The organism is Holophagales bacterium, assembly GCA_016699405.1.
GTDB lineage: Bacteria > Acidobacteriota > Thermoanaerobaculia > Multivoradales > JAGPDF01 > JAAYLR01.
In genome coordinates this window covers 518,750-540,755 of record CP064972.1, presented here as the reverse complement: position 1 = coordinate 540,755, position 22,006 = coordinate 518,750, and the positions used below count along the sequence as shown (strand labels likewise).

Genomic DNA, 22,006 nt, shown 5'->3' with positions numbered 1-22,006 from the left:
GATGTTTCTCTCCGACCTTTCGATCAAGCGGCCCGTCTTCGCGACGGTGCTGATGCTCGCCCTGGTCACCCTGGGCATCTTCTCCTACCGCCGTCTGGCGATCGACATGTTCCCGGACGTCGAGATCCCGGTGCTGTCGATCATCACGCAGTTCCCCGGCGCCTCGCCCGAGACGGTGGAGCGCGAGGTGACGAAGAAGCTCGAGCAGGCGGTCAACCCGATCACCGGCGTCAAGCACATCATGTCGACCTCGCGTGAAGGACTGTCGACGGTCATCGTCGAGTTCAACCTCGAGGTCAAGCTCAACGACGCGGCGCAGGACGCCCGCTCGAAGATCTCGGCGATCCGCAACGAGCTGCCGCAGGCCATTCAGGAGCCGGTCATCCAGAAGCTCGACATCGGCGGCATGGCGATCGTCTCGGTCGCCGTGCGCTCGAACGAGATGACCGCCCGGGAGCTGACCACCCTCGCCGATCGCAAGATCAAGCGGCGCCTCGAGAACCTCTCGGGCGTCGGCAAGGTCGAGCTCGTCGGCGACACGCAGCGCGAGGTCAACGTCGACCTCGACCCGACGCGGCTCGACTCGCTCGGCATGGGCGTCGACGAGGTAATCGCCGGCCTCTCGGGCGAGAACGTCAACACGCCCCTCGGCCGCCTGACCCGTGCCGGACAGGAGCTCCCGGTCCGCGTCTCCGGCAAGCCGCGCGAGGTGAGCGGCTTCTCGTCGATGGTGATCGGCGCGCGCGGCACCGTCCCGGTGACGCTCGGCGAGGTCTCCGACATCGTCGACGGCGTCGAGGAGCAACGCTCGATCGCGCTCATCAACGGCACGCCGGCAGTGGCGATCGACGTCTTCAAGCAGTCCAAGGCCAACACCGTCGGCGTGGTCGACGCGGTGACCCGGGAGATCGCCCGGTTGCGCACCGAGCTCCCGCCGACGGTCGAGATCCAACTCGTCCGCGACGGCTCGGTGATGATCAAGGACTCGGTCGAGGACGTGACCAACACCCTGCTGCTCGGTGGGCTGCTCACCGTCCTGATCGTCTTCTGCTTCCTCAACTCCTGGCGCTCGACGGTGATCACCGGCCTGACCCTGCCGATCTCGGTCATCTCCTCGTTCATCGCCATGAACTTCCTCGGCATGACGCTCAACGTCATGACCCTGATGGCCCTCTCGCTCGCCATCGGCCTGCTGATCGACGACGCCATCGTGGTGCGCGAGAACATCGTCCGCCACCTCGAGCACGGCGAGGACCACATGACCGCCGCCCGCAAGGGGACGGCGGAGATCGGTCTCGCGGTGCTCGCCACGAGCCTGTCGATCATCGCCGTCTTCGTCCCGGTGGCCTTCATGAAGGGGATCATCGGCCGCTTCTTCTTCCAGTTCGGCATGACGGTCGCCTTCGCGGTCATGGTGTCGCTGTTCGTCTCCTTCACCCTCGACCCGATGCTCTCCTCGCGCTGGGTCGATCCGGACGTCGAGCGGAAGGGCAAACGCCATGCCGTCGCCCGCGCCCTCGATCGCTTCAACGGGTGGTTCGACCGCACGGCGGATCTCTACCGCGGCGTGGTCGGCTGGGCGATCGACCACCGCAAGACGGTCGTCGTCGCGGCGATGATCGCCTTCGTCGCCGGCCTGGGGATCTTCGGCTCGCTGCAGACCGAGTTCATGGTCAACGCCGACCAGGGCGAGTTCCAGATCAAGTTCAAGACCGCGCCGGACGCCTCCTTCGAGGAGACGCGCGGGCGGATGGCCGAGGTGCTCAAGGCGCTCGAGGCGATGCCGGAGATCGAGCACACCTACGCCTCGATCGGCGCCGGCGACACCGGCACGGTGCGCGACGCCCGCGTCTACGTGAAACTCAAGGAGCGCGCCCAGCGCAGCAAGCACGCTTCGGTGCTGGCGAGCGACGCCCGCAAGCTGATCGCGTCGATCCCGGGGATCATCCCCTCGGTCGAGATGCAGACCGACGAGTTCGCCGAGAAGCCGCTGATGATCTCGATCCGCGGCGAGGAGATTCCGCTGCTCAAGCAGTACGCCGCCGCGCTCAAGGACGCGGTCTACCAGGTTCCAGGGATCGTCGATGTCGAAGTCACCCTCGAGCTCGACCTGCCCGAGTACCGGCTGATCGTCGAGCGCGAGCGCGCGGCCGACGCCGGCGTCGCCACCCCGGCGATCGCCCGCACCGTCGGCGCGCTGGTCGGCGGTCAGGCCGTGACGACCTTCGAGGACGAGGAGGGCGAGGCGGTCGACGTGCGCGTCCGCCTGCCGCTCGCCATGCGGCAGGACGTGACCCAGATCGGCGACCTGCGCCTCTCGGTGCCGCGGCGTGACGGCTCGGTGGCGCTGGTGCCGCTGTCGGAGCTGGTGACGGCGGAGCGCTCGACGACGCCTTCGGAGATCAGCCGACGGGATCTTTCCCGCGAGGTGATGCTGACCGCCAACCTCGACGGCGTGCCGCTCGGCACGGCCGTGGCGAAGGCGCGGGAGGCGGCGGCGAAGGTCAAGATGGCGCCGGGCTACCAGGTGGTCTATCCCGGCGAGGCCGAGCGGATGGAGGAGAGCTTCCAGTACATGGCCGAGGCGCTGCTGCTGGCGATCATCTTCGTCTACCTGATCCTCGCCGCGCAGTTCGAGTCGTTCATCGATCCTCTGTCGATCATGCTCTCGCTGCCGCTCTCGCTCGTCGGAATGGCCGGGATGCTGCGCCTGACCGGCGACACGGTCAACATCATGTCGCTCATCGGCCTGATCCTGCTGATGGGCCTGGTGACCAAGAACGCGATTCTGCTGATCGACTACACCAAGGTGCTGCGCCGTCAGGGGATGGAGCGACGGCAGGCGTTGATCGTGGCGGGGCGCACGCGCCTGCGCCCGATCATGATGACCACCCTGGCGATGATCTTCGGCATGGTGCCGCTCGCCCTGGCGATCGGCCAGGGAGCCGAGATGCGCGCCCCGATGGCGCGTGCGGTCATCGGCGGCCTCGTCACTTCGACCCTGCTGACCCTCATCGTCGTGCCGGTCGTCTACACCCTGTTCGACGACGTCGCCGCCTGGCTCCACCGGCGCTGGGCGAAGGCGAACGCGCTCGAGGCCGACGCCCACGGCGGAGTCGCCGGGACGACGGCGAGCGTCGTCGTCCTCCTCTCCCTGCTGTTCGCTCCGGCCCTCTCGGCCCAGGCGCCGGTGGCCCCCGCGCCGACGCCCGCAACGCGCACCCTGACGCTCGAGGAGGCGGTGAGCCTCGCGGTGGAGAAGAACCGCGACGTGGCCAAGGCGCGCGAGTACCAGAAGTGGGTGAAGGGTCGCTACGTCGAGGAGCGGGCGGCGGCCTTCCCCCGCCTTTCGCTCGACGCCGGGGCGACCCGCAACCTCGACGGCAGCATGCAGGCGATCTTCGGCGATCTGTTCCCCTCGCGGCAGACGCAAAAGACGGCGGACCTCTCGCTGAACCAGACGCTCTTTGCCTGGGGGAAGGTGGGGGCGGCGATGCGCGCCGCCGAGGTCGGCATCGCGATGTCGGACGACCGGCTCGAGCGCATCCGGCAGGGGGCCGTCAACGAGGTGACCGCCGCCTTCTACGACGTGCTCCTGGCGCGGCAGCTCGAGCAGATCGCCGTCGACACGCTCGCCCAGCGCGAGCGCCAGCTCGGCGAGGCGGAGAAGCGGCACACCTTCGGCACGGCGACCGACTACGACGTGCTGGCGGCCCGGGTGGCGCGCGACAACGCGCGGCCCGAGACGCTCCGCGCGGCGAGCACCGTGCGGGTGGCGCTCGATCGCCTCCGTCTGGTCCTGGCGGAGGAGTCGACGTCGCTCGACGTCGACGGCACGCTGGTCACCGAGGTCGCCGACCCGGCGCCGTTCGACGAAGCGCTCGCCGTGGCCCTCGAGCATCGCCCGGACCTGCAGGCGCTCGCTCACACCCGCGACGCCTATCGCGAGGTGGTCCGCATCCGCGCGGCCGACGACAAGCCGCGCCTCGAGCTGCGGGCCTCGACCGGGTGGAAGTGGCTCGACGCCGGGTCGATCTCGGTCGACGGCAAGACCTGGGCGGCCGGGCTCTACTACTCGTTTCCGTTCTTCGACGGCCTGGCGGCACGCGGACGGGTGGCCCAGGCGCAGAGCGACCTGACGACCGCCGAGCTCGATCTGGCCCAGGCGCGGGAAGGGGTGGCGCTCGAGGTCCGCTCGGCGAGCGACGAGGTGCGGGTGGCGGCCGAGATCGTGCGGGCGCTCTCCGGCACGGTCGACCAGGCGCGGCGCCTCCTCGAGATGGCGGAGCGCGGCCTCGACCTCGGCGTCAAGACCCGTCTCGACGTCGACGACGCCCTGCTCAACCTGCGCCAGGCCGAAGGCGGACTGGCACGGGCCCAACGCGACTACCTGGTGGCGACGACCCGTCTCCGCTTCGTCCAAGGGGTCTTGTAGCCAGGAGGGCTCCTTCCTCCCCGAGCGCACGAGCTGGGTTGGCAGACGTCCCGCGACGTCCGCCGGGCTGGTCGCTCGGGGAGATCGGGGCTAGGCTGCCCGGGAGATGATCGAGGCCACGCAAGCCGGGAGCCCCGCCGACCGCGCCTGGAGCCGCGCCGATCTCCACCTCCACACGGTCTACTCCGACGGCATGTGCTCGCCGGAGATGCTGATCAACCTGGTGGCGGCGGAGGACCGGCTGCGGGTCATCGCCATCACCGACCACGACACGATGGCGGGTTCCTTCGTGGCGCGTGATTACCTCGAGCGCTTCCCGGAGCTTGCCGAGCAACTGGAGATCGTCCCCGGCGTCGAGATCTCGTCGCGCGACGGTCACATCCTCGGCCTCTGGATGGAGCGTGACGTGCCGCGTGGCTTGAGCGCCGCGGACACCGTGGCGGCGATCCACGAGCAGGGCGCCGTCGCCGTCGCCGCTCACCCGTTCACCTTCGCGCTGCGCCTGCTGGGGCTCAAGGGGGTCGGGACGACGATCCGCACCGTCCCCTTCGACGCCGTCGAGGTGCGCAACTCCAACCCGACCGAGATCGGCGGGAACAGCTTCACCCGCCTCTTCAATCGCCGATTCGGGCAGCGCCTCCCCGAGGTCGGCGGCTCGGACGGTCACTTCCTCTCCGTCGTCGGACGGACCGGGACGCTCTTCCCGGGCAACACCGCAGCCGATCTGCGCCATGCCATCGTCACGGGCCGGACCCGACCGTACGGCACCGCCTGGACCTGGCACCTGGCGGGCTATCTGCGCGACCGCCGGCGTCTCGCGCGGGTCTTGCGCGAGCGCGGGATCACGCTGCACTTCCTCTGAGGGATCAGGCCGCCGGCCGCGGCAGTCCCGGCAGGTCGACGAGCGCGCACGAGAGCTCGTAGAACCGTCCGGCGACGCGCGGGTCGGCGGCGAGGAGACTTGCCGCGGCGGGGCGGCCGGACAGGAAGTAGCGTCCGGTCGTCGGGGCGAGGTCCGGGGCGAGCGCCAGACGAACCGCGACGGCGGCGCCGTCCTCGATCCGGTCGGGTCCCTGGATGCCGAACCCCTGCCGCAGGAGCTTGGTCGAGATCACTCCGGGGTGCAGGCAGTTGACCGCCACCCGATGGCCGAGGCGCCGCGCCAGCTCGACGGTGAAGAGCACGTTGCCGAGCTTGGAGAGCGCATAGGCGCCATAGGCCGAGAACTCGTGCTCGCCCTGCAGGTTGTCCCAGTCGAGCCGCGCGTTCTGGTGGGCCACCGAGGCGACGTTGACGACACGACCGTCGGTGCTCTCCTCGAGGAGCGGCAGCAGGAGATGGGTGAGGAGGAACGGGGCGAGGTGGTTGACCGCAAAGGTGCGCTCGAATCCGTCGCCGGTGAGCTCGCGGCTCCGCATGTAGACGCCGGCGTTGTTGATCAACGCGTCGAGCCGGCCGAAGCGCTCGAAGACCTGGTCGGCGAGCCGGCGCACGGCGGCGAGCGAGGCGAGGTCGCCGACCAGCTCGTGGACCTCCCCTCCGGCGCCGGCGGTGCGCACCGCCGTCGCGGCCGCGGCCACCCGGTTCGTCTCGCGGCCGTGGACGATGACCTCGGCGCCCGTGGCTCGGAGCTGGTGAGCCGTCTCGCGCCCGATGCCGTCGCTGGCACCGGTGACCAGGACGAGGGGAGCGCGGCGGAATTCGTGCGCGGTCATGGTTCGTGGCGCCGAGGTTCCCGTGGCCGGCAGCGAGCGGGTCGGTCGAAGGGCTCGGACGCGGTCCGATTATCGCCGAGGCGACGCGGGGGGGCAGTGGCACGCCGCGGCGTGGGGTAGGGTCCCGCCATGGAGCCCGCGCCCGATTTCTCCCCACCCCGTTCCGTCGTCGGCCTCTGGGGCCTCGATCCCGCCGTCGCCTACCTCAACCACGGCTCGTTCGGCGCCTGTCCGCGGCCGATCCTGGCGTTGCAGCAGAGCCTGCGCGAGGAGCTCGAGCGCGAGCCGATGGACTTTCTCTGGCGCCAGCTTCCGGATCGGCTCGCCGAGGTGCGCACGGCCCTCGGCGCCTTTCTCGGCTGCCCGGCCGACGAGCTCGCGTTCGTCCCGAACGCCACGGCCGGCGTGGCGACGGTCGTCGGCTCCCTCGACCTGGCCGGCGGTGACGAGCTGCTCACCACCGATCATGCCTACGGCGCCTGCCGTAAGGTCCTCGAACGGGCGGCGCGGCGCGCCGGCGCCCGGGTCGTCGTCGCAGCGATTCCGTTTCCGCTCGCCGATCCCGAGCAGGTCGTGGCGGCCGTCGAGGCGGCCATCACCCCGCGCACGCGCCTGGCACTGTTGGATCACCTGACGAGCGCCACCGGGGTCGTTCTTCCCGTGGAGCGGCTGGTCGGGCGTCTGGAAGCGCGCGGCATCGCAGTGATGGTCGACGGAGCGCACGCTCCCGGGAGCCTCGCGATCTCCCTGTCGGCGCTCGGGGCCTCCTACTACACCGGCAACGCCCACAAGTGGCTCTGCGCCCCGAAGGGCGCCGCCTTCCTCCATGTCCGTGCCGATCGGCGTCCGGGGCTCCACCCGTTGGTGGTCAGCCACGGCTACGAGCCGGACGCGGCGGAGCCGCGCTTCCGTGAGGAGTTCGACTGGACCGGGACGCTCGACCCGACGCCGGCGCTCTGCATCCCGGCGTGCCTGCGCCTCCTCGGCTCGCTCCTCCCCGGCGGGTGGGACGAGCTGACGCGTCGCAATCGCTCGCTGGCCCTGGCGGCCCGCGACCGTTTGGCCGAGCGGCTTGGCGTCGAGCTGCCGGCGCCGGCGTCGATGATCGCCACCCTGGCGACGGTTCCCCTTCCGGCCGCGCGACCCGGCGCTCCCGGTGAGCCGCTCGACGGTCCGGGGCTGATGGGCTGGCTCCGTGCGAGAGGGATCGAGAGCTTCGTCGCGCCGGCTCCCGGATCCGGACGTCTGCTCGTCCGAGTGTCGGCCCAGCTCTACAACGACCTTCCCCAGTTCGAGCGTCTCGGGGAGCGCCTGACCGAAGCGCTGGGGCGCTGAGCCCCCTGCGTGGCCTCGTGGAGCGCGCTGTCGCGTGTCTTGAGATAGAGGACCTGTCCTCGTGGACTCTTCCCGTTCCGGTGGGCTGGGCTACCATGGGTGGCAGTCGACTCGTTTCTCGAAACCTGAGGAGGTTCTCATGAACCGAAGAGGCTTCTCGTCTCTCCTTCGAGGTCGCGGACTGGGGATCCTGTTCGCGGTGCTCGCCCTGTCCACCCTGTTCGCTGCGCAGGCGAACGCCCAGCCGTTCGGCATGTGGAACGTCTACAACCGCGCGACGGTGGGCTATATCGAAATCCCGCACAACGCAGCCCTGAACCCGACCTCGGGGATCACCATCGAGGGCTGGGTCAACGTGACCGATCCGGGCGGTTGCAGCAACATCATCGGCAAGGGCTACACCACCGCCTGGTGGGTCGGGATCTGTGGCACGACGCTGCGTTCCTATCTGCGCGGATCCGGTTCGTTCCATGACGGCGGCTCGCTCGCGGGTGGCTGGAACCACTTCGCGGTGACGTGGAACGGCTCGGTACGGCGTCACTACATCAACGGCGAGCAGGTGGGCGAGTGGCCCGAGGCTTCGCCGCCGACGACGAACACGCAGCCGGTGCGGATCGGCAGCGACGTGAACTACGCGAACAACTACCCGAACGGGTCGATCAACGAGATCCGGCTCTGGAACGTCGCCCGGACGGTCGACCAGATTCGCGCCAACATCAACGTGCCGATCACGACGGCCCAGACCGGGCTGGTCGCCGTCTGGGCGGCGGGCGGGCCGGCCGATGTCGTCGGCCCCTACGACGGCGCCCGCGTCGGTTCACTCCCGGCGATGACCTTCCCGGTGGCCGCGAACTGCGGGAGCGGGTCGGCGACCTCGCTCTGTCTCAATGACCGGCACGCCGTTTCCGTCCGCTGGCGCACCGACCCGCCAGGCGGGACGCTCGGCACCGGCCAGGTGGCGCCTCTCACGACCGAGGAGTCCGGCCTCTTCTGGTTCTTCGGTCCGAACAACTGGGAGGTCATGGTCAAGGTCCTCAACGGCTGCGGGCTCAACGACCGTTGGTGGGTCTTCACCGCCGCCACGACCAACGTCTACTACCGCCTCGAGGTCTTCGACATCCGGGCGGGGGTCAACAAGGTGTACTTCAACTACCCGGGGCCGCCGGCGCCCGCGGTGACCGACGTCAGCGCGTTGGCGACCTGTCCTTGAGGCCTCCTCCGCTGTCTTGGCGGACGTGAGTGCGGTGTGCAGTCCTGGGCCCGGCGTCGCTCCGGGCCCTTTCCTTACCCGCAGATTCCCTCTTCGGGCGCGGCAATACTGGATAGTCACAGTCCGAGATTCGTCGCCGATTGACGAACGCCGGCGAGGCTGCTAGGTTGCGCCGCAATTCGAGAACCATAGTTTTCGCCCCCTCCCCGGAGGGTGGGGGCGTGCAAATCGGGGGGGCCGATGTCATGAGATCTACTTCCGCCGCACGCGTCGCGCTTGCGCTCGCTCTGGTCGTTTCCACGCAGCCCGTGGCCCTCTGGGGCGCTGCCCCCGACAAGAATGCGGCTTACAGCGAGATGCTGGCTCTCGCCGCGCAGATGAAGGCGATCAAGCCGGACGTCGCATCGAACGCGACGGCGGCGGCGCAGTACGCGACGGCCGATAGCCGCTACCGCGAGCTCAGCCGGTCGCTGGGTGGTGACGATCCGGGTCACCTCGGCGTCGTCGGCGGTGGCCAGGCGACGGCGCCGCAGGCCGTGAACACCGCACCGCCTGCACCGACGTTCTGCAATGCCGCGACGACCAATTTCGCCAACACGACGCCGACGGCGATTCCGACCGGGCCGGCCGTGGTCACCTCGACGATCGTCGTCAGCGGCGTCGGCACCTTCCTTTCCGACATCGATCTCACGACCAACATCACGCACACCTTCGCGGCCGACCTCGACGTGACCATCCAGTCGCCGGCCGGCACGATCGTGACGCTCACGACCGACAACGGCGCCGGCAACGACAACGTCTTCAACGGCACGCTGTGGGACGACGACGCCAATCCTTCCGGCCAGGTTCCGTACACCACCAACAATGGCGTGGTCACCGACCACGCCTACGTGAATCTCACGTTGGCCTCGCCGCTCTCGCCCGAAGAGCCGCTCGCCGCCTTCGTCGGCGAAGACCCGAACGGGACCTGGACGATCACCGTGTCCGACGACCTCGCCGGCGACGGCGGCAGCCTCGACTCCTGGGCGCTCGCCGTGACGACGCTCGATCAGACGCCGGCCACGGCGACGACGAGCGCCTCGAACAGCACGCCGACGGCGATTCCGACGGGTCCCGCGGTGATCACTTCGACGATCAACGTGAGCGGCGCCGGGACCTACTTGCTCGACGCGAACGTCACGACCTTCATCACCCATACGTTCGCGGCGGATCTGGACGTCACGATCCAGTCGCCGGCGGGGACGATCGTCACCCTCACCACCGACAACGGCGCTGGCAACGACAACGTCTTCAACGGCACGGTGTGGGACGACGATGCCAATCCGGGAGGCCAGGTTCCCTACACCACCAACAACGGGATGGTCACCGACCACGCCTACGTGAATCTCACGCTGGCTTCGCCGCTCGCGCCCGAAGAGCCGCTCGGTGCGTTCATCGGTGAAGATCCGAACGGAACCTGGACGATCACCGTGTCCGACGACCTGGCCGGCGACGGCGGCAGCCTCGATTCGTGGTCGCTCGCCCTGACCACTGCCACCTGCACGCCGCCGAATGCCGATCTCGGGCTCACCAAGACCTCCGATGCCGCCGGCAACCTGAACGTGGGCGATCCCGTGACCTTCACGCTCACCGCGACGAACCTCGGCCCGGGTCCGGCCACCGGCGTGACGGTCACCGACACGCTGCCCGCCGGTCTTGCCTACGTGAGCAACGACTGCGGTGCGAGCTTCGCTTCGCCGACGCTCACCTGGAACATCGGGAATCTGGCCTTCCCCGGCTCGGCCACCTGCCACGTGGCGACGACCACCGCCGGCGCCGGCGTCCTGATCAACACCGCGACGGTGACGGCGAACCAGTCCGATCCGGTCTCGACGAACAACGCCGGGCAGGCAACAATCACCGTCCAGCAGAGCGTCCTCGAGATCCCGACGCTCGACGCGGCCGGGCTTGCAGCGCTGGCGCTCCTGCTCGCCGGCGCAGCGTTCTTCAGCCTGCGCCGTCGCCGCGCCTGACGACGAGTCGAACGCTGTTCCCCGGGCCCCTTCTCTGCGGAGAGGGGGCCCGTTGCTTTTCGCCGAGAGGGCCAGGCAGGTGCCCGCGGCGCAGTCTGCTAGCGTTTCTCTCCGGACGCCCTGATGCCTCACCTTTCCGGCAACGAGCTCGCCCTGCTCGCCATCCTCACCGGCGCCGTCCTCGCGCTGCTGGCGAGCCGCGTCCGTGCCGACCTCGTGGCGCTCTCGGTGCTCGCGGCGATGGCGCTGGCGCGCATCGTGCCGCTGCCGCAGATCCTCGCCGGCTTCAGCAATCCGGCGGTGGTGACGATCGCGGCGCTCTTCGTCATCACCGGAGCGCTCGAACGGACCGGCGTCGTCGAGCGTCTCGCCCGTTCGCTCGAGCGCCTGAGCGGTGGCAACGAACGGCGGATGGCGCTGGTCTTCTTCGCCGCCTCGGCCCTCCTCTCGCTGGGGATGAACAACATTGCGGTGGTCGCCGTCTTGCTGCCGGCGGCGGTCGGGGCGGCGCGCGGTGCCGGCGTGCGGGAGTCGCGCGTCCTCATGCCGCTCGCCTTCGGCACGCTGCTCGGCGGCATGGCGACGCTGCTCACCACGGCCAACCTGATCGTCAACGGCAGCCTCATCGCCCAGGGGCAGCGGCCGCTCTCGCTACTCGACTTCCTGCCGCTCGGCGCGTTGCTGACGCTCGCCGGCGGGCTCTACCTGCTCACCCTGGGGATGCGCCTGCTGCCGAACCGGCGGTCGCTCGCCGGGTCGGCGCTCGCCCGGGCCGATCTCATGGCGACCTACCAGCTCGCCGAGCGTCTGTGGGAGGTGCGCCTGCTGCCGACCTCACCGCTGGTCGGCCGGCCACTCGCCGACTCGGGGATCGGCACGCGGCTGGGAGTCACCGTGCTGGCGATCGTCCGCGACCGCGAAGCGCGCCTGACGCCGGAGCCTGCCGAGCGGCTCGAAGGCGGCGACATCCTGCTCGTCCTCGGGCGCGAAGAGCGAGTGCGACAGCTCGAGCTCGACGGAGCGGTAATCGGCCGCGAGGGCGACCCGCGGGGGCTCTCGGCGCGCGGCTTGCCGGTGCGCCTGACCGAAGCGCTGGTCGCGCCGCGCTCCGGTGCCCTCGGTCGGACGCTCAAGGAGCTCTCGTTCCGCAGCAAGTTCGGTCTCACGGCGCTTGCCCTCTGGCGCGAGGGGCGCAGCTTCCGCACCGACGTCGGCGACTTTCCGCTGCGTCCGGGCGATGCCTTGCTGATGGTCGGCACCGAGGAGCAGGCGCGCCTTCTCGCCGGCGACGCCGACTTCATCGTCCTCCAGGCCCCCCCACGCCGCGACGAGAGTCGCCGGCGGACCCGCTGGCTCGCGGCCCTGCTGACTGTCGCGCTGCTCGCCCTGTCGGCGTTCGGCGTTCTCGCGGCGAGCGAGGCGATGCTCGCCGGAGCGGCGGCGATGGTGCTGCTCGGCTGCCTCGGCATGGACGACGTCTACCGCGCGGTCGAGTGGAAGACCTTGCTCATCATCGCCGGACTCGTGCCGCTCGGCACGGCGCTGGTCGCCACCGGCCTCGCCCGCGATCTCGGGGCGGTGCTCTCGGGAGGCCTCGCGGGCAGCGGCCCGCTTCCGCTCGTCGCCGCCCTCTTCCTGGCGACGACCGCGTTGACCCAGATCGTCGGTGGGCAGGTCGCGGCCCTGGTCGCGGCGCCGATCGCCATCAGTACGGCCGCGGCGCTCGGCGTCGACCCGCGGGCCGTGGCGCTCGTCGTGGCGATCGCCTGCTCGACGGCCTTCCTCACGCCGGTTGCCCATCCGGTCAACGTCCTGGTGATGGGGCCGGGTGGCTACACGCCGCGCGACTTCCTGCGCGTCGGTCTCGGGCTCACCCTGGTCTGCCTGGTCGTCGTGCTCCTCGCCCTGCCCCTTCTCTGGAAGCTCTAGCTCGTCCGGACTCGGAGAAGCCCGTGACCCCTGACTTCTCCTCCATCGCCCCGGGCAGCAACTACGCCAACCTGATCCACGCCGACCCGCCGATCGTCCTCGGCTGGACCGGGCGCCTCTTTCGCTTCGGCAGCGCTTCGGTGCTCGCTCCGCTCTTCCGCCGCCGCCGGCTCGTCTTCCTGCTGATCGCCAAGGGGAGTGTCGCCGACGAGGCCGACGCCCGCGAGCTTGCCGACGACGCCCTGCCGTTCGTCGCCGCCCATCCCCAGCACCGCTTCGAATGGATCTGCAACATCGACGAGGAGACCGCGACGCTCCGGGCGCTCGGCCTCTCCGCCCACACCCACAACCAGAACCTTTTCCTGCGTGAAGAGATCTACCGCCCGCTCGCCGCGCCGCGGGAGTTCGACGCCGTCTACAACGGACGGCTCTCACCGGAGAAGCGCAACGAGCTCGCGGCGAGCGTGGGGCGGGTCGCCTTCATCGCCTATCGCGATCCCGGCGAACAGAGCGTCGAGGCGTTCCACGCGGCGTGGCAAGCGCTCGTCCGGTTGGCCCCGCAGGCGCGCCTCCTCAACCGGCTCACCGAGCAGGGCTGCCAGCGGCTGACCCCGGCGGAGGTCAACCAGGCCTACGCGCGCTCGGCGGTCGGCCTCTGCCTCTCGCCGCGCGAAGGGGCGATGCGCGTCGCCATGGAGTACCAGCTCGCCGGCCTGCCGATCGTCGCCACTCCGTGTCGTGGAGGGCGCGACCACCACTTCGATGAGGCGAGCTGGCGACTCGTGCCGCCGGAAGCGGAGGCGGTGCGCGACGGCGTCGCGGCGATGCAGCGACTCGGGCTGCCGCGCGAGTGGGTGCGGGCCCGGGCCCTGGCGCGCCTGGCGCGCGATCGACGGCGGTTCGTCGACTTCGTGCAGTCGCTCGTCGACCAGGAGGGCGGGTCGGGCCGCTTCGAGTCCGCCTTCGACCACCTCCGGCGCAACGACCTCTTCGAACGATGGCTGCCGATGCGTGAGTTTGCCGCCGAGACCTGGGCGAAGCTCGGGGGCGACTGACCGCGAGGGCGCCCGTCGAGAGCCGTTTGCTTCGCTCGATCTCCCTCCGGTACGGCGGTCGCGGGGGCGAGCGCGGAGTCGGGTAGGCTTCTCCCATGAGCTCCGACATCGCGACCCACCGTTTCGACGCGGTCGCTTTCGCCGACGATTTCGCCTTGCGCGACATCGCCAGGCTCTTCCCGGCCGCCTGCAGCGCGGTCGAGGGCCTGCGCCTCGATCTCGACGGCGGCGGCACGGCCTTCTTCTACCCGTTCGGCGCGGTCGCCTTCGCCGACGCCAGCCGCGACACGCGCGACGCGGTGCTGGCGCGACTGCCGGTGGCACGGCGCGGGCGCGGCAGCGACGTGGTGCGCGAGGACTTCGCCGTCCGTGTCTCGCCGGAGGCGCGCATCGCCGTGGCCGCCGGGGCGCTCGAGCTCGACACGCTGAGCGTCGAGCGCGCCGGCGTCGTCGCGCTGATCGTCGCCCAGAGCGCGGCGATGGAGTACTACGAGCGGATCGTCGACCAGCTCTTCGCCCGCACCGGCGAGCTCGTCGCCGGGCTCGAACGGGACGGCCGCGTGCCGCTGCGCATGCGGCCGTTGCACCGCTTCATCGGCGAGGCGGTCGGCACGCGGAGCGAGGTGCTCACCGTGCTCCACCTGCTCGACAAGCCCGACGCCGTCTGGGACGACCCGGCGATGGACCGCATCTACGCCGACCTGCGCGACGAGTTCGACCTCGGCGACCGTTTCGACGCGCTGGAGATCAAGTTGCGCGCCGTGCAGGAATCCCTCGAGCTGCTGCTCGACGCGACCCGTGATCGCCGGCTCGAGCTGCTCGAGGTGGCGATCGTCCTGCTCATCGTGCTCGAGATCGTCCTCGGGCTGATGCGCCTGATGTAGCGGTCGCTCGCTCTCGACGTCCACGACCTCGCCCTGGAGATCGACGATGAATGTCCCGGATCCGCGTTATCCCATCGGCCGCTTCGCTCCGCCGGAACCGATCGACGCCGCCACCCGCGGCGCGGCGATCGACGCCCTCGCGGCACACCCCGCGGAGATCCGCGCTGCGGTCGACGGGCTCTCCTCCGCGCAGCTCGACACGCCCTACCGCGACGGCGGTTGGACGGTGCGGCAGGTCGTGCACCACCTCGCCGACAGCCACCTGAACGCCTACTGTCGCACCCGACTGGCGCTCACCGAAGAGGAGCCGACGATCCGGGTCTACGACGAGAAGCTCTGGGCCGAGCTCGCGGACGCGCGGTCGGCCCCGGTGGAGCCCTCGCTCGTGCTCCTCGCGGCCCTTCACGAGCGTTGGGTGGCCTGCCTCCGCGCGCAACCGGAAGGTGCCTTCGCGCGCTCGCTGCGCCATCCCGAGCGCGGGCCGATGTCCCTCGATCGGCTGATCGCCCTCTACGCCTGGCACGGGCGCCACCACGTGGCGCACGTCACCGAGCTTGCCGGCCGGCTCGGCTGGCGCTGAACCGCAAGATCACTCGAAGGTGGCAGCGAGCGCGGCGGCGATCGTCTCGGCGCCGTCGGCCAGCGTGGGCTGACCGGCGCCTCGGGCGAGTAGGTCGGCGAGCGGAGCCGCCCAGCTCCCGTCGGCCAGGGCGGTCGGGGGGAGCTCCACGGTCGGCAGCCGCGCCGAGAGCCAGGCCGCGAGCACCGGCGATTCGCGAAAGCGCGGACGCGGCAGGTAGGCGAAGCGTGTCCCGGCGCGTGCGGCCTCCGCCACCGTCGAATAGCCCAGCTTGCCGACCAGGGCGTCCGCGGCGGCGACCAGGTCGGGATGATGGATCGGCGAGTGGTGGGGGAGGAGCAACAGGTCGCCGTCGCGACGCTCCACGTCGGCACCACCGGGAACGACGAAGAGCGGGGAAGCTCCTGGCGCCGTCGTGCGGGCGGCAGCGAGCGAGTCGGCCGCGAAGCTCCACGGGATGCCGCCCATGCTGACGAGCACCATCGGCCGATCGGGTGCGACGCCGAGCCGCGCCCGGACCGCCTCCCGCGTGGCGCGCGCCTGGCGGGCGACGGGTGGAACGGCTACCCCCGCCCCTTCGCCGCAGGAGGGCTCGACGCGGAATCGCCAAGCCGCGGTCGCCAGCTCGGCGTCGAAGGCGGCGCTGAACCCCGCGAGACGCGGCTCCTCGTCGCGGTAGCCGTGGTAGATGAAGCTCCAGGTGAAATTCTCGACCAGGGCTGCCGGCAACCCGGCGTGACGTGCCGCCGCCACGCCGAGCGCCGCCATGTCGCAGAGCACGAGCCGCGTGCTGCGGCGCCGCAGCTGGGTCGCCAGCTCCGCGAGGAGCGCGGGTGCCGGTGGCCAGAGCCGCTCGAGTGCCGAGGCCGTCGCCCCGGGATCCTCGTCGAGGGCGCTGCGCTGCGCGAGCCCGACGTCGCAGGCCAGCGGGAAGCGCGCGAACGGCACGGAGATCGACTCGGTGAAGAACCACTCGGGGACGGTGGTGTAGAGGTCCACTTCGAGCGACGGCTGTCGTCGCGCCAGTGCCTCGATGACGGCGCAGGTGCGGGCCGCGTGTCCGAAGCCGTGCGGCGAGACGAAGGCGGCGAGGCGAGCGGTGCTCACGCGGCGGCCTCCTCCGGAAGGGAGGAGGAGCGGGCGGCGCGGCAGTGAGGTCGGGGAGGCACGAGCGATCTCCGGTCCAGACTATCGCGGCGCCCGCGGCGGGGCGCCGGATCCGCGCGGATGCGACGGTCGCGCGGGTCGTGAGAACATCGTTCGTCTGCCCTGGGGGCGGGTCGGGGGAAACGGGAGCTGGTGACGTGGCGTTGACCGAGATCGGCAAGTACCGCGTGCTGGGCGAGCTCGGCCGAGGAGCGATGGGGGCGGTCTATCTCGCCGAGGACCCGTACATCGCGCGCCGCGTGGCGATCAAGGTGATGCGTCCGCAGGTCGACGAGGGGCCCGAGCGCTTCCTGCAGGAGGCGCGCACGATCGGCGCGCTCTCCCATCCCAACATCGTCCTGTTGCACGATTTCGGATTCGTCGGCGAGCTTCCCTATCTGGTCATGGAGTTGGTCGAGGGCGAGCAGCTCGACCACTGGCTCCTCGCCTCTGCCGGGGATCGTCCTCCGGGAGCCCGCCGCCGCGTCATCGCCGGCCTCTGTCGGGCCGTGGCCTATGGGCACGAACGCGGGGTCCTCCACCGCGACCTCAAGCCCTCGAACGTTCTGGTGCGCCCGGACGGCGAGGCCAAGCTCCTCGATTTCGGCATCGCGCGGAGCGGTGACACGCGGCACACCGCGACCGGGATCGTGCTGGGGACGCCCGAATACCTCGCCCCGGAGCTGCTCGCCGGCGAGAGCTTCTCGGTTCGCTCGGATCTCTACTCGCTCGGCCTGGTCGCCTACGAGATCTTCGGCGGGCGCAATCCGTTTCGTGCCGACACGGTCGCCGCGTGCCTGCGCCGCGTCGTCGAGGTCGAGCCGCCTCCTCTGGCCGCCGATTGCGGCGCGAGCCCCGAGGTTGCCGCGGCGATCATGGCGTGCCTCGCCAAGGAGCCGGCGGCGCGTCCGGCCGGCGTCGAGCCGCTGCTCGCCGCCCTGGAGGCCCCGGCCGATTCGGCGGCGCTCCCTCGGCCGGTGGCGACCCACGCGGCACCGACGCGGCGCCTCGAGGCGACGCCTCCGCCGAGTCGGCCGCCGACCTGGCGGATCGGTCTTGCCGGCACGGCCGTGGCGGTGCTCGCCCTCGTTGTGTGGCTGGGGTGGCCGGATCGGCCGGGTGGGAGCGGACCGGTCGCACCACGGATCGATCCAGCGACGGTCCCGGCGGTCGAGTCGAGCGGTGCTTCGTCACCGAGGCTCGAACCGGCGACCCGGGCGCAGCCGACGGCGACCCCGCTGCCCGCCGAGGCGCAGCGACCGAGGACGACGGAGCACGCCGCGCCGCGCCTCGAGGAGCCGGAGTCCGGGGGAGCGGGCCACCCGTCTCGGACCTCGGGCCGGGACGAGCCGGGAACCACGGTCGTCGCACCGCCGGCCCCTGGGGCGAGCGCTGTCACCCAGGAGCGGCCGGCCGAGAGCGCCCCGTTCCCGCTCCTCCCGGCGCCGGCGCCGTCCGCGGTCGTCGCCACCGAACCGACGCCGACCGCCATCCCGTTGGTGCCCGAGGTCCGGATCGTACCCCGTCTGCTCGCCATCACGCCGAGCACATTGCGACGCGGCGACGCGGCGACGATGCGGGTCCGTGGCGAGGGCCTGGGATCCTCGTGGGTGCCGAGCTTTCGGCACGGCGGTCGCGCCGTGTCGCAGATCCGCCTGCTGCGGACGTCACCGGCCTCCTCCTCCGAGCTCGTGCTCTCGCTGCTCGTCGAGGAGGACGCGCCGATCGGAACCTACTCGTTCCTGCTGATCGACGCGTCCGGTGCCACCAGCAATCAGCTCTCCTTCGAGGTGGACCTATGAGAACGCTGTCCTGTCTCCTTCTGGCCGGCCTCCTGCTGGCGACGACGGCCGTCGCGGCCGTGGCGCCGGCGAAGCCCGATCCGGAGAAGGATGCCCTGGCCGCCGAGGTGCAGGCCTTGCGTCGCGACCTCGCGGCGCTCGCGGCCGAGCTCGCCGCCATCCGGGCGGCGGGGTCGGCGGCTCTCGAGGCGCGGCTCGCCGCCGCGGAGGCGAATCTCGGCCGGCTGGGAAGCGTCCTGGCGAACGTCGAGTCCCGGCTCGGCGCCGTCGCCGAGGCGCAGGCCGGTGACGCCGAGACGCTCGAGGCGCTTCAGCAGTCCGAAGGGCGGGCGATCCACCTGACGACCTATGGGGCTTTCGTTGCCGAGGACACGACCCGTGCCGATTCGACCTTCGACGCTGAGTCGTTCGAGCTCGTGCTGTCCTCCCAACCGCATCCCCGTCTGAGCCTGTTCGCCGAGGTCGAGTTCGAGCGAGCGGCGGCCGTCGGCGGGGAGCGGGGAGGCGAGGTCCTGCTCGAACAGGCCTGGGCGAGCTATCGCCTGGCGAGCTGGGCGAGCCTGCGCGCCGGCGCGCTGCTCGTGCCCTTCGGCAACGTCAACGTCGATCACTATGCGCCGAGCCGCGACGTCATCTCGAAGCCGCTCGTCTCCTACGCGGTGGCGCCTTCGGACTGGACGGACAACGGGCTCGGCCTGTCGGGCTCGGTGCTCCTGGGTGGCGAATGGTCGATGCGCTACGACACCGTGGTCGTCGCGGGTCTCGATGCCGACGTGACGGCGCTCGGCACGCGCGCGGCGCGCCAGCCGTTCGGCGCCGACAACAACAACGACAAGGCGCTCGCCGGCCGCGTCGCCTGGAAGCGGGGCGCCGGGTTCGAGCTGGGACTGAGCGGCTATCGCGGTCGCTACGACGACGCGGGACGGCTGCCGCTCTCGGGCTGGGCGGTGGATGCGCAGGTCGCCAGCGGTCCGTTGCGTCTCACGGGCGAGTACGACCGCTTCGCGGCGCGCCAGCCCGGGGGTCGAACGGCGGACCTCGCCGGCTGGTACGTGCGGGCGTCCGTGGATGTGGGCAACCAGCTCGTGCGCCGCGGCGCTCACGGCAAGCTCTTCCCGGAAGCCCGGCTCTCGCTCGTCGGGCAGTACGATCGGATCGACCTGACGGGACCGTTGGCGGAGCGCTGGGAGACGAATCGCGAGAGCCGCTGGACGCTCGGCCTGAACTATCGACCGGCCCATGCGTGGGTGCTGAAGGTCGATCGCGAGTGGCGGCGCGCGCCGGCGCGCGCGCTCGTCTACGGCGAGGAGGATGCCCTCCTGGTGTCGATCGGTTTCATCTTCTGAACCCTGCCGGCGAGTCGACCGCGCCGGAGGCGAGTCGAAACCCGGGCCCCGCCTCCGGCGCGCAGCGCCGTCTTCCTCAGGCCGGCTTGTCGTCCTTCCCCTTGACCCGGTCGAGGACCTCTTTGGCTCCGTCGGCGACGACGTCCTTCATCTTGCCGGCGGTCTCGCCGACCGCGCTGGCGACCTCGCCGGCCTTGGCCTTGGCCGCGGCGAGCGTCTCGGCGGCATCGCCCTTGAGCTCGGCGGTCTTGCCGGCGACAGCGCCGCCCACTTCGCTCGCCTTGGCGACCGCGGCGTCCTTGAGGTCCTCGGCCGTGTCCTTCGCCTTGTCGGCGGCCTCGGCGAGCGTGTCGCCGACACCCGATGCCGTCTCCTTCACCCCTTCCCAGATCTTGCCCAGGCCTTCCTTCACGCTCATCTGTCGTGCCCCCTTGCGCCGTAGGTGAAACGATGTCCCGGCCGCGGGCTTCGGCGCGCGAACGAAACCCCGGACGGCTCCGGACCATCGCAGACTCGAACCGACGTCGCGCCGAACCCTAACCCGATTTCCCCGGAGACGCAGCCATGTGGACCGAGAAGACGCGGATGATCGCCCCGGAGCGCGCGTTGCCCGGGCGCTCCCAACGCATGCCGTTGCCAGCGGCGCATGCGGTCACCGGGGCGCCGCTCGCCCCGCCGTTTCCCGACGGGCTGGCGACCGCCCGCTTCGCTCTCGGCTGCTTCTGGGGTGCGGAGAGGAAGTTCTGGCAGACCCCGGGAGTGGTGTCGACCGCCGTCGGCTACGCCGGCGGCTACACTCCCAACCCGACCTACGACGAGGTCTGTTCGGGATCGACGGGCCACGCCGAGACGGTGCTGGTGGTCTTCGATCCGGCGCGAGTGAGCTACGAAGAGCTGCTGCGCGTCTTCTGGGAATCCCACGATCCGACCCAGGGGATGCGGCAGGGCAACGACGTCGGCACGCAGTACCGCTCGGCGATCTACGTCCTCGACGAGGAGCAGCGCCGGCTCGCGGAGGCGTCTCGCGACGCCTATCAACAGGCCCTGACGCGCGCACGCCAGGGCCGCATCACCACCGAGATCGCCACGGCCGGCGAGCTCTACTACGCCGAGGCCGAACACCAGCAGTATCTGGCCAAGCACCCCGGTGGCTACTGCGGTCTCGGCGGCACCGGCGTGGCCTGTCCGACCGGGCTCGCCTCGGCTCGCTGAGCCGGCGGCGCCGGGCGATCAGCTGCCCGGGCCGTCGAGTCTCACCGGGTGATCCAGGTCGTCGGCCGTGGCAGGTTCGCTGTCGGGCCCCGACGAGAAGACGAGCGCCTCGTTCGCCGACTCGTGGATGTAGCCGTACCCCGTGCCGTCGAACGGGTCGGAGGGAAACGGGGTGCCCGCGCGTCGCCGCGCCCAGAGCGCAGCGAGCTCGTCGCCGTCGGTCGGCAGCCGATGCGACGCGGCCCACTCTTCGCGCAGCAACGATTCCAGCGCCGAGAAGTCGCGGGCGGTCTGGGCGAACCCGGCGGTACGCTCCGCAGCGGTGAGCTCGCGGCGGGGCGAGGTCGCGTCGTTGCCGCTGGGGTCGTCGTGCCCGAGCGACGCCGCGCCCGAACCGAACCCCGTCGGGCCGAGGAGCGTTCGCATCTTCTGCGAGAAGAGGTAGACGCCGATGCCGGCGGCGGTGGCCGGGAGCAGCGCGGCGAGCAGGAGGATCGCCGCGGCGCGTAGCGGGCCGCGCGACGAGGGCGCGAGACCGTGGCCGAGCTCCGGCCGGATCGCCTCGACGCGGGCCGAGAGCGGCGGATAGCTGCCGAGCCAGCTCCCGAGCGTCATCCAGCCGGTGTCGAGGTCGCGCCGCTGCGCGACGAACGCCTGGAGGTTCATCTGCGGACCGAGCTTGCCTCCGGCGGCGAGGATGGCGAGGCCGCGCGCCGCGCCGGCGGGGTCGCCGCAGAGCGCCGCGCCGTAGCGATCGCAGGTCAGCTCGCGAGCGCGCGAGTAGGCGGCGCCGAGGAACGGCACGAACATGCCGGGAAGCAGGAGCCAGACGAAGTCGAGGTGCCTCGCCTTGAGATGGCCGAGCTCGTGTCCGATCACCATGTCGCGCGCGGCGTGGTCGTCGCCGCAGGCGTCGATCAGGTCGGTGTAGAGCGCGATCATCCGCCGTCGCAGGAAGCGCGTCGCGAAGGCGTTCAGACTGCCGCCCTGCTGCAGCAGGTAGGCCTCCGGCACGTCGGCGAGGCCGGCGCGTCGTGCGAGCTCGGCGACCCGTTCCCAGAGCTCCGGGAACTGGTCGGGGCCGAGCCGCACCGCACTGCCGCGCAGGAAGGTGACGAGTGCGATCTGGAGAAAGAAGAAGAACAGCGCCAGAAAGGCGGCGTAGACCAGGCCGAGAATCGACACGGCGAGGAGGATCCAGAGGCCGAGCGACGCGAAGGCGACGAGGATGGCTAGCGGCACCTCGGAGGGCCAGCGCTCGACGATGAGCGGCGGGGCCGAGTCGTGGGCCGAGGGGTTGGGAAGGGGAAGGGTCATCGGGAGTCCTCGAGAGGAATCGAGCGCT

16 protein-coding genes are annotated in these 22,006 nt (G+C 71.0%); 12 read left to right on the top strand and 4 right to left on the bottom strand.

The annotated features are described in order from the left end of the window. The first annotated feature begins 1 nt into the window (after nt 1). Both IPJ17_02315 and IPJ17_02310 read left to right on the top strand, forming a co-directional pair. Nucleotides 2-4,435: an efflux RND transporter permease subunit gene (locus IPJ17_02315; protein ID QQR74449.1), complete on the top strand. Its 4,434-nt coding sequence runs from the start codon at nt 2-4 to the stop codon at nt 4,433-4,435. Between the two features lie 106 nt (nt 4,436-4,541). Then, nucleotides 4,542-5,297 (top strand): CehA/McbA family metallohydrolase, encoded by a 756-nt coding sequence (locus tag IPJ17_02310; protein QQR74448.1) that lies wholly within the window; start codon nt 4,542-4,544, stop codon nt 5,295-5,297. 4 nt (nt 5,298-5,301) lie between these two features. Here IPJ17_02310 and IPJ17_02305 read toward each other — a convergent pair whose 3' ends face one another. After that, nucleotides 5,302-6,150 carry an SDR family NAD(P)-dependent oxidoreductase gene (locus IPJ17_02305; GenBank protein ID QQR74447.1) on the bottom strand — a complete coding sequence of 283 codons (849 nt, stop codon included), beginning with the start codon at nt 6,148-6,150 and terminating at the stop codon, nt 5,302-5,304. Between the two features lie 129 nt (nt 6,151-6,279). Between IPJ17_02305 and IPJ17_02300 the strand changes: the two genes are divergently transcribed. The 7 genes from IPJ17_02300 (at nt 6,280) to bstA (ending at nt 15,155) form a co-directional block, all read left to right on the top strand. Further along, nucleotides 6,280-7,485, top strand: coding sequence for an aminotransferase class V-fold PLP-dependent enzyme (locus IPJ17_02300; GenBank protein ID QQR74446.1), 1,206 nt, complete (start codon nt 6,280-6,282; stop codon nt 7,483-7,485). Nucleotides 7,486-7,624: 139 nt separating this feature from the next. Then, on the top strand, nt 7,625-8,695 hold the full coding sequence (locus IPJ17_02295; GenBank protein ID QQR74445.1) for a LamG domain-containing protein: 1,071 nt from the start codon (nt 7,625-7,627) through the stop codon (nt 8,693-8,695). A 245-nt stretch (nt 8,696-8,940) separates the two neighbouring features. Continuing rightward, nucleotides 8,941-10,707, top strand: a complete 1,767-nt coding sequence (locus tag IPJ17_02290; protein ID QQR74444.1) for an IPTL-CTERM sorting domain-containing protein — start codon at nt 8,941-8,943, stop codon at nt 10,705-10,707. A gap of 123 nt (nt 10,708-10,830) precedes the next feature. Continuing rightward, nucleotides 10,831-12,636 (top strand): anion permease, encoded by a 1,806-nt coding sequence (locus IPJ17_02285; protein QQR74443.1) that lies wholly within the window; start codon nt 10,831-10,833, stop codon nt 12,634-12,636. Nucleotides 12,637-12,659: 23 nt separating this feature from the next. Further along, nucleotides 12,660-13,691 (top strand): glycosyltransferase, encoded by a 1,032-nt coding sequence (locus IPJ17_02280; GenBank protein ID QQR74442.1) that lies wholly within the window; start codon nt 12,660-12,662, stop codon nt 13,689-13,691. Between the two features lie 95 nt (nt 13,692-13,786). Further along, nucleotides 13,787-14,575, top strand: coding sequence for an RMD1 family protein (locus tag IPJ17_02275; protein ID QQR74441.1), 789 nt, complete (start codon nt 13,787-13,789; stop codon nt 14,573-14,575). Between the two features lie 46 nt (nt 14,576-14,621). Next, nucleotides 14,622-15,155, top strand: coding sequence for a bacillithiol transferase BstA (bstA, locus tag IPJ17_02270; GenBank protein ID QQR74440.1), 534 nt, complete (start codon nt 14,622-14,624; stop codon nt 15,153-15,155). Between the two features lie 9 nt (nt 15,156-15,164). Here bstA and IPJ17_02265 read toward each other — a convergent pair whose 3' ends face one another. Continuing rightward, nucleotides 15,165-16,262 carry a hypothetical protein gene (locus IPJ17_02265; protein ID QQR74439.1) on the bottom strand — a complete coding sequence of 366 codons (1,098 nt, stop codon included), beginning with the start codon at nt 16,260-16,262 and terminating at the stop codon, nt 15,165-15,167. A gap of 197 nt (nt 16,263-16,459) precedes the next feature. On the opposite strand from IPJ17_02265, the gene IPJ17_02260 reads away from it, so the two are divergent. Together IPJ17_02260 and IPJ17_02255 are read left to right on the top strand one after the other, a co-directional pair. Beyond that, entirely contained in the window at nt 16,460-18,103 is a 1,644-nt protein-coding gene (locus IPJ17_02260) for a protein kinase (protein ID QQR74438.1), read from the top strand. Next, a complete protein-coding gene (locus tag IPJ17_02255; GenBank protein ID QQR74437.1) occupies nt 18,100-19,449 on the top strand; it encodes a porin in 1,350 nt (449 codons plus the stop codon). The genes IPJ17_02260 and IPJ17_02255 overlap by 4 nt, the downstream gene beginning before the upstream one ends. Before the next feature lie 76 nt (nt 19,450-19,525). Here the strand turns inward: IPJ17_02255 and IPJ17_02250 are convergent, their stop codons facing one another. Next, nucleotides 19,526-19,867, bottom strand: a complete 342-nt coding sequence (locus IPJ17_02250; GenBank protein QQR74436.1) for a hypothetical protein — start codon at nt 19,865-19,867, stop codon at nt 19,526-19,528. Between the two features lie 146 nt (nt 19,868-20,013). Between IPJ17_02250 and msrA the strand changes: the two genes are divergently transcribed. Further along, nucleotides 20,014-20,661 carry a peptide-methionine (S)-S-oxide reductase MsrA gene (msrA, locus tag IPJ17_02245; protein ID QQR74435.1) on the top strand — a complete coding sequence of 216 codons (648 nt, stop codon included), beginning with the start codon at nt 20,014-20,016 and terminating at the stop codon, nt 20,659-20,661. An 18-nt stretch (nt 20,662-20,679) separates the two neighbouring features. Here msrA and IPJ17_02240 read toward each other — a convergent pair whose 3' ends face one another. Further along, nucleotides 20,680-21,978 carry a M48 family metallopeptidase gene (locus IPJ17_02240; protein QQR74434.1) on the bottom strand — a complete coding sequence of 433 codons (1,299 nt, stop codon included), beginning with the start codon at nt 21,976-21,978 and terminating at the stop codon, nt 20,680-20,682. Between the last annotated feature and the right edge of the window lie 28 nt (nt 21,979-22,006).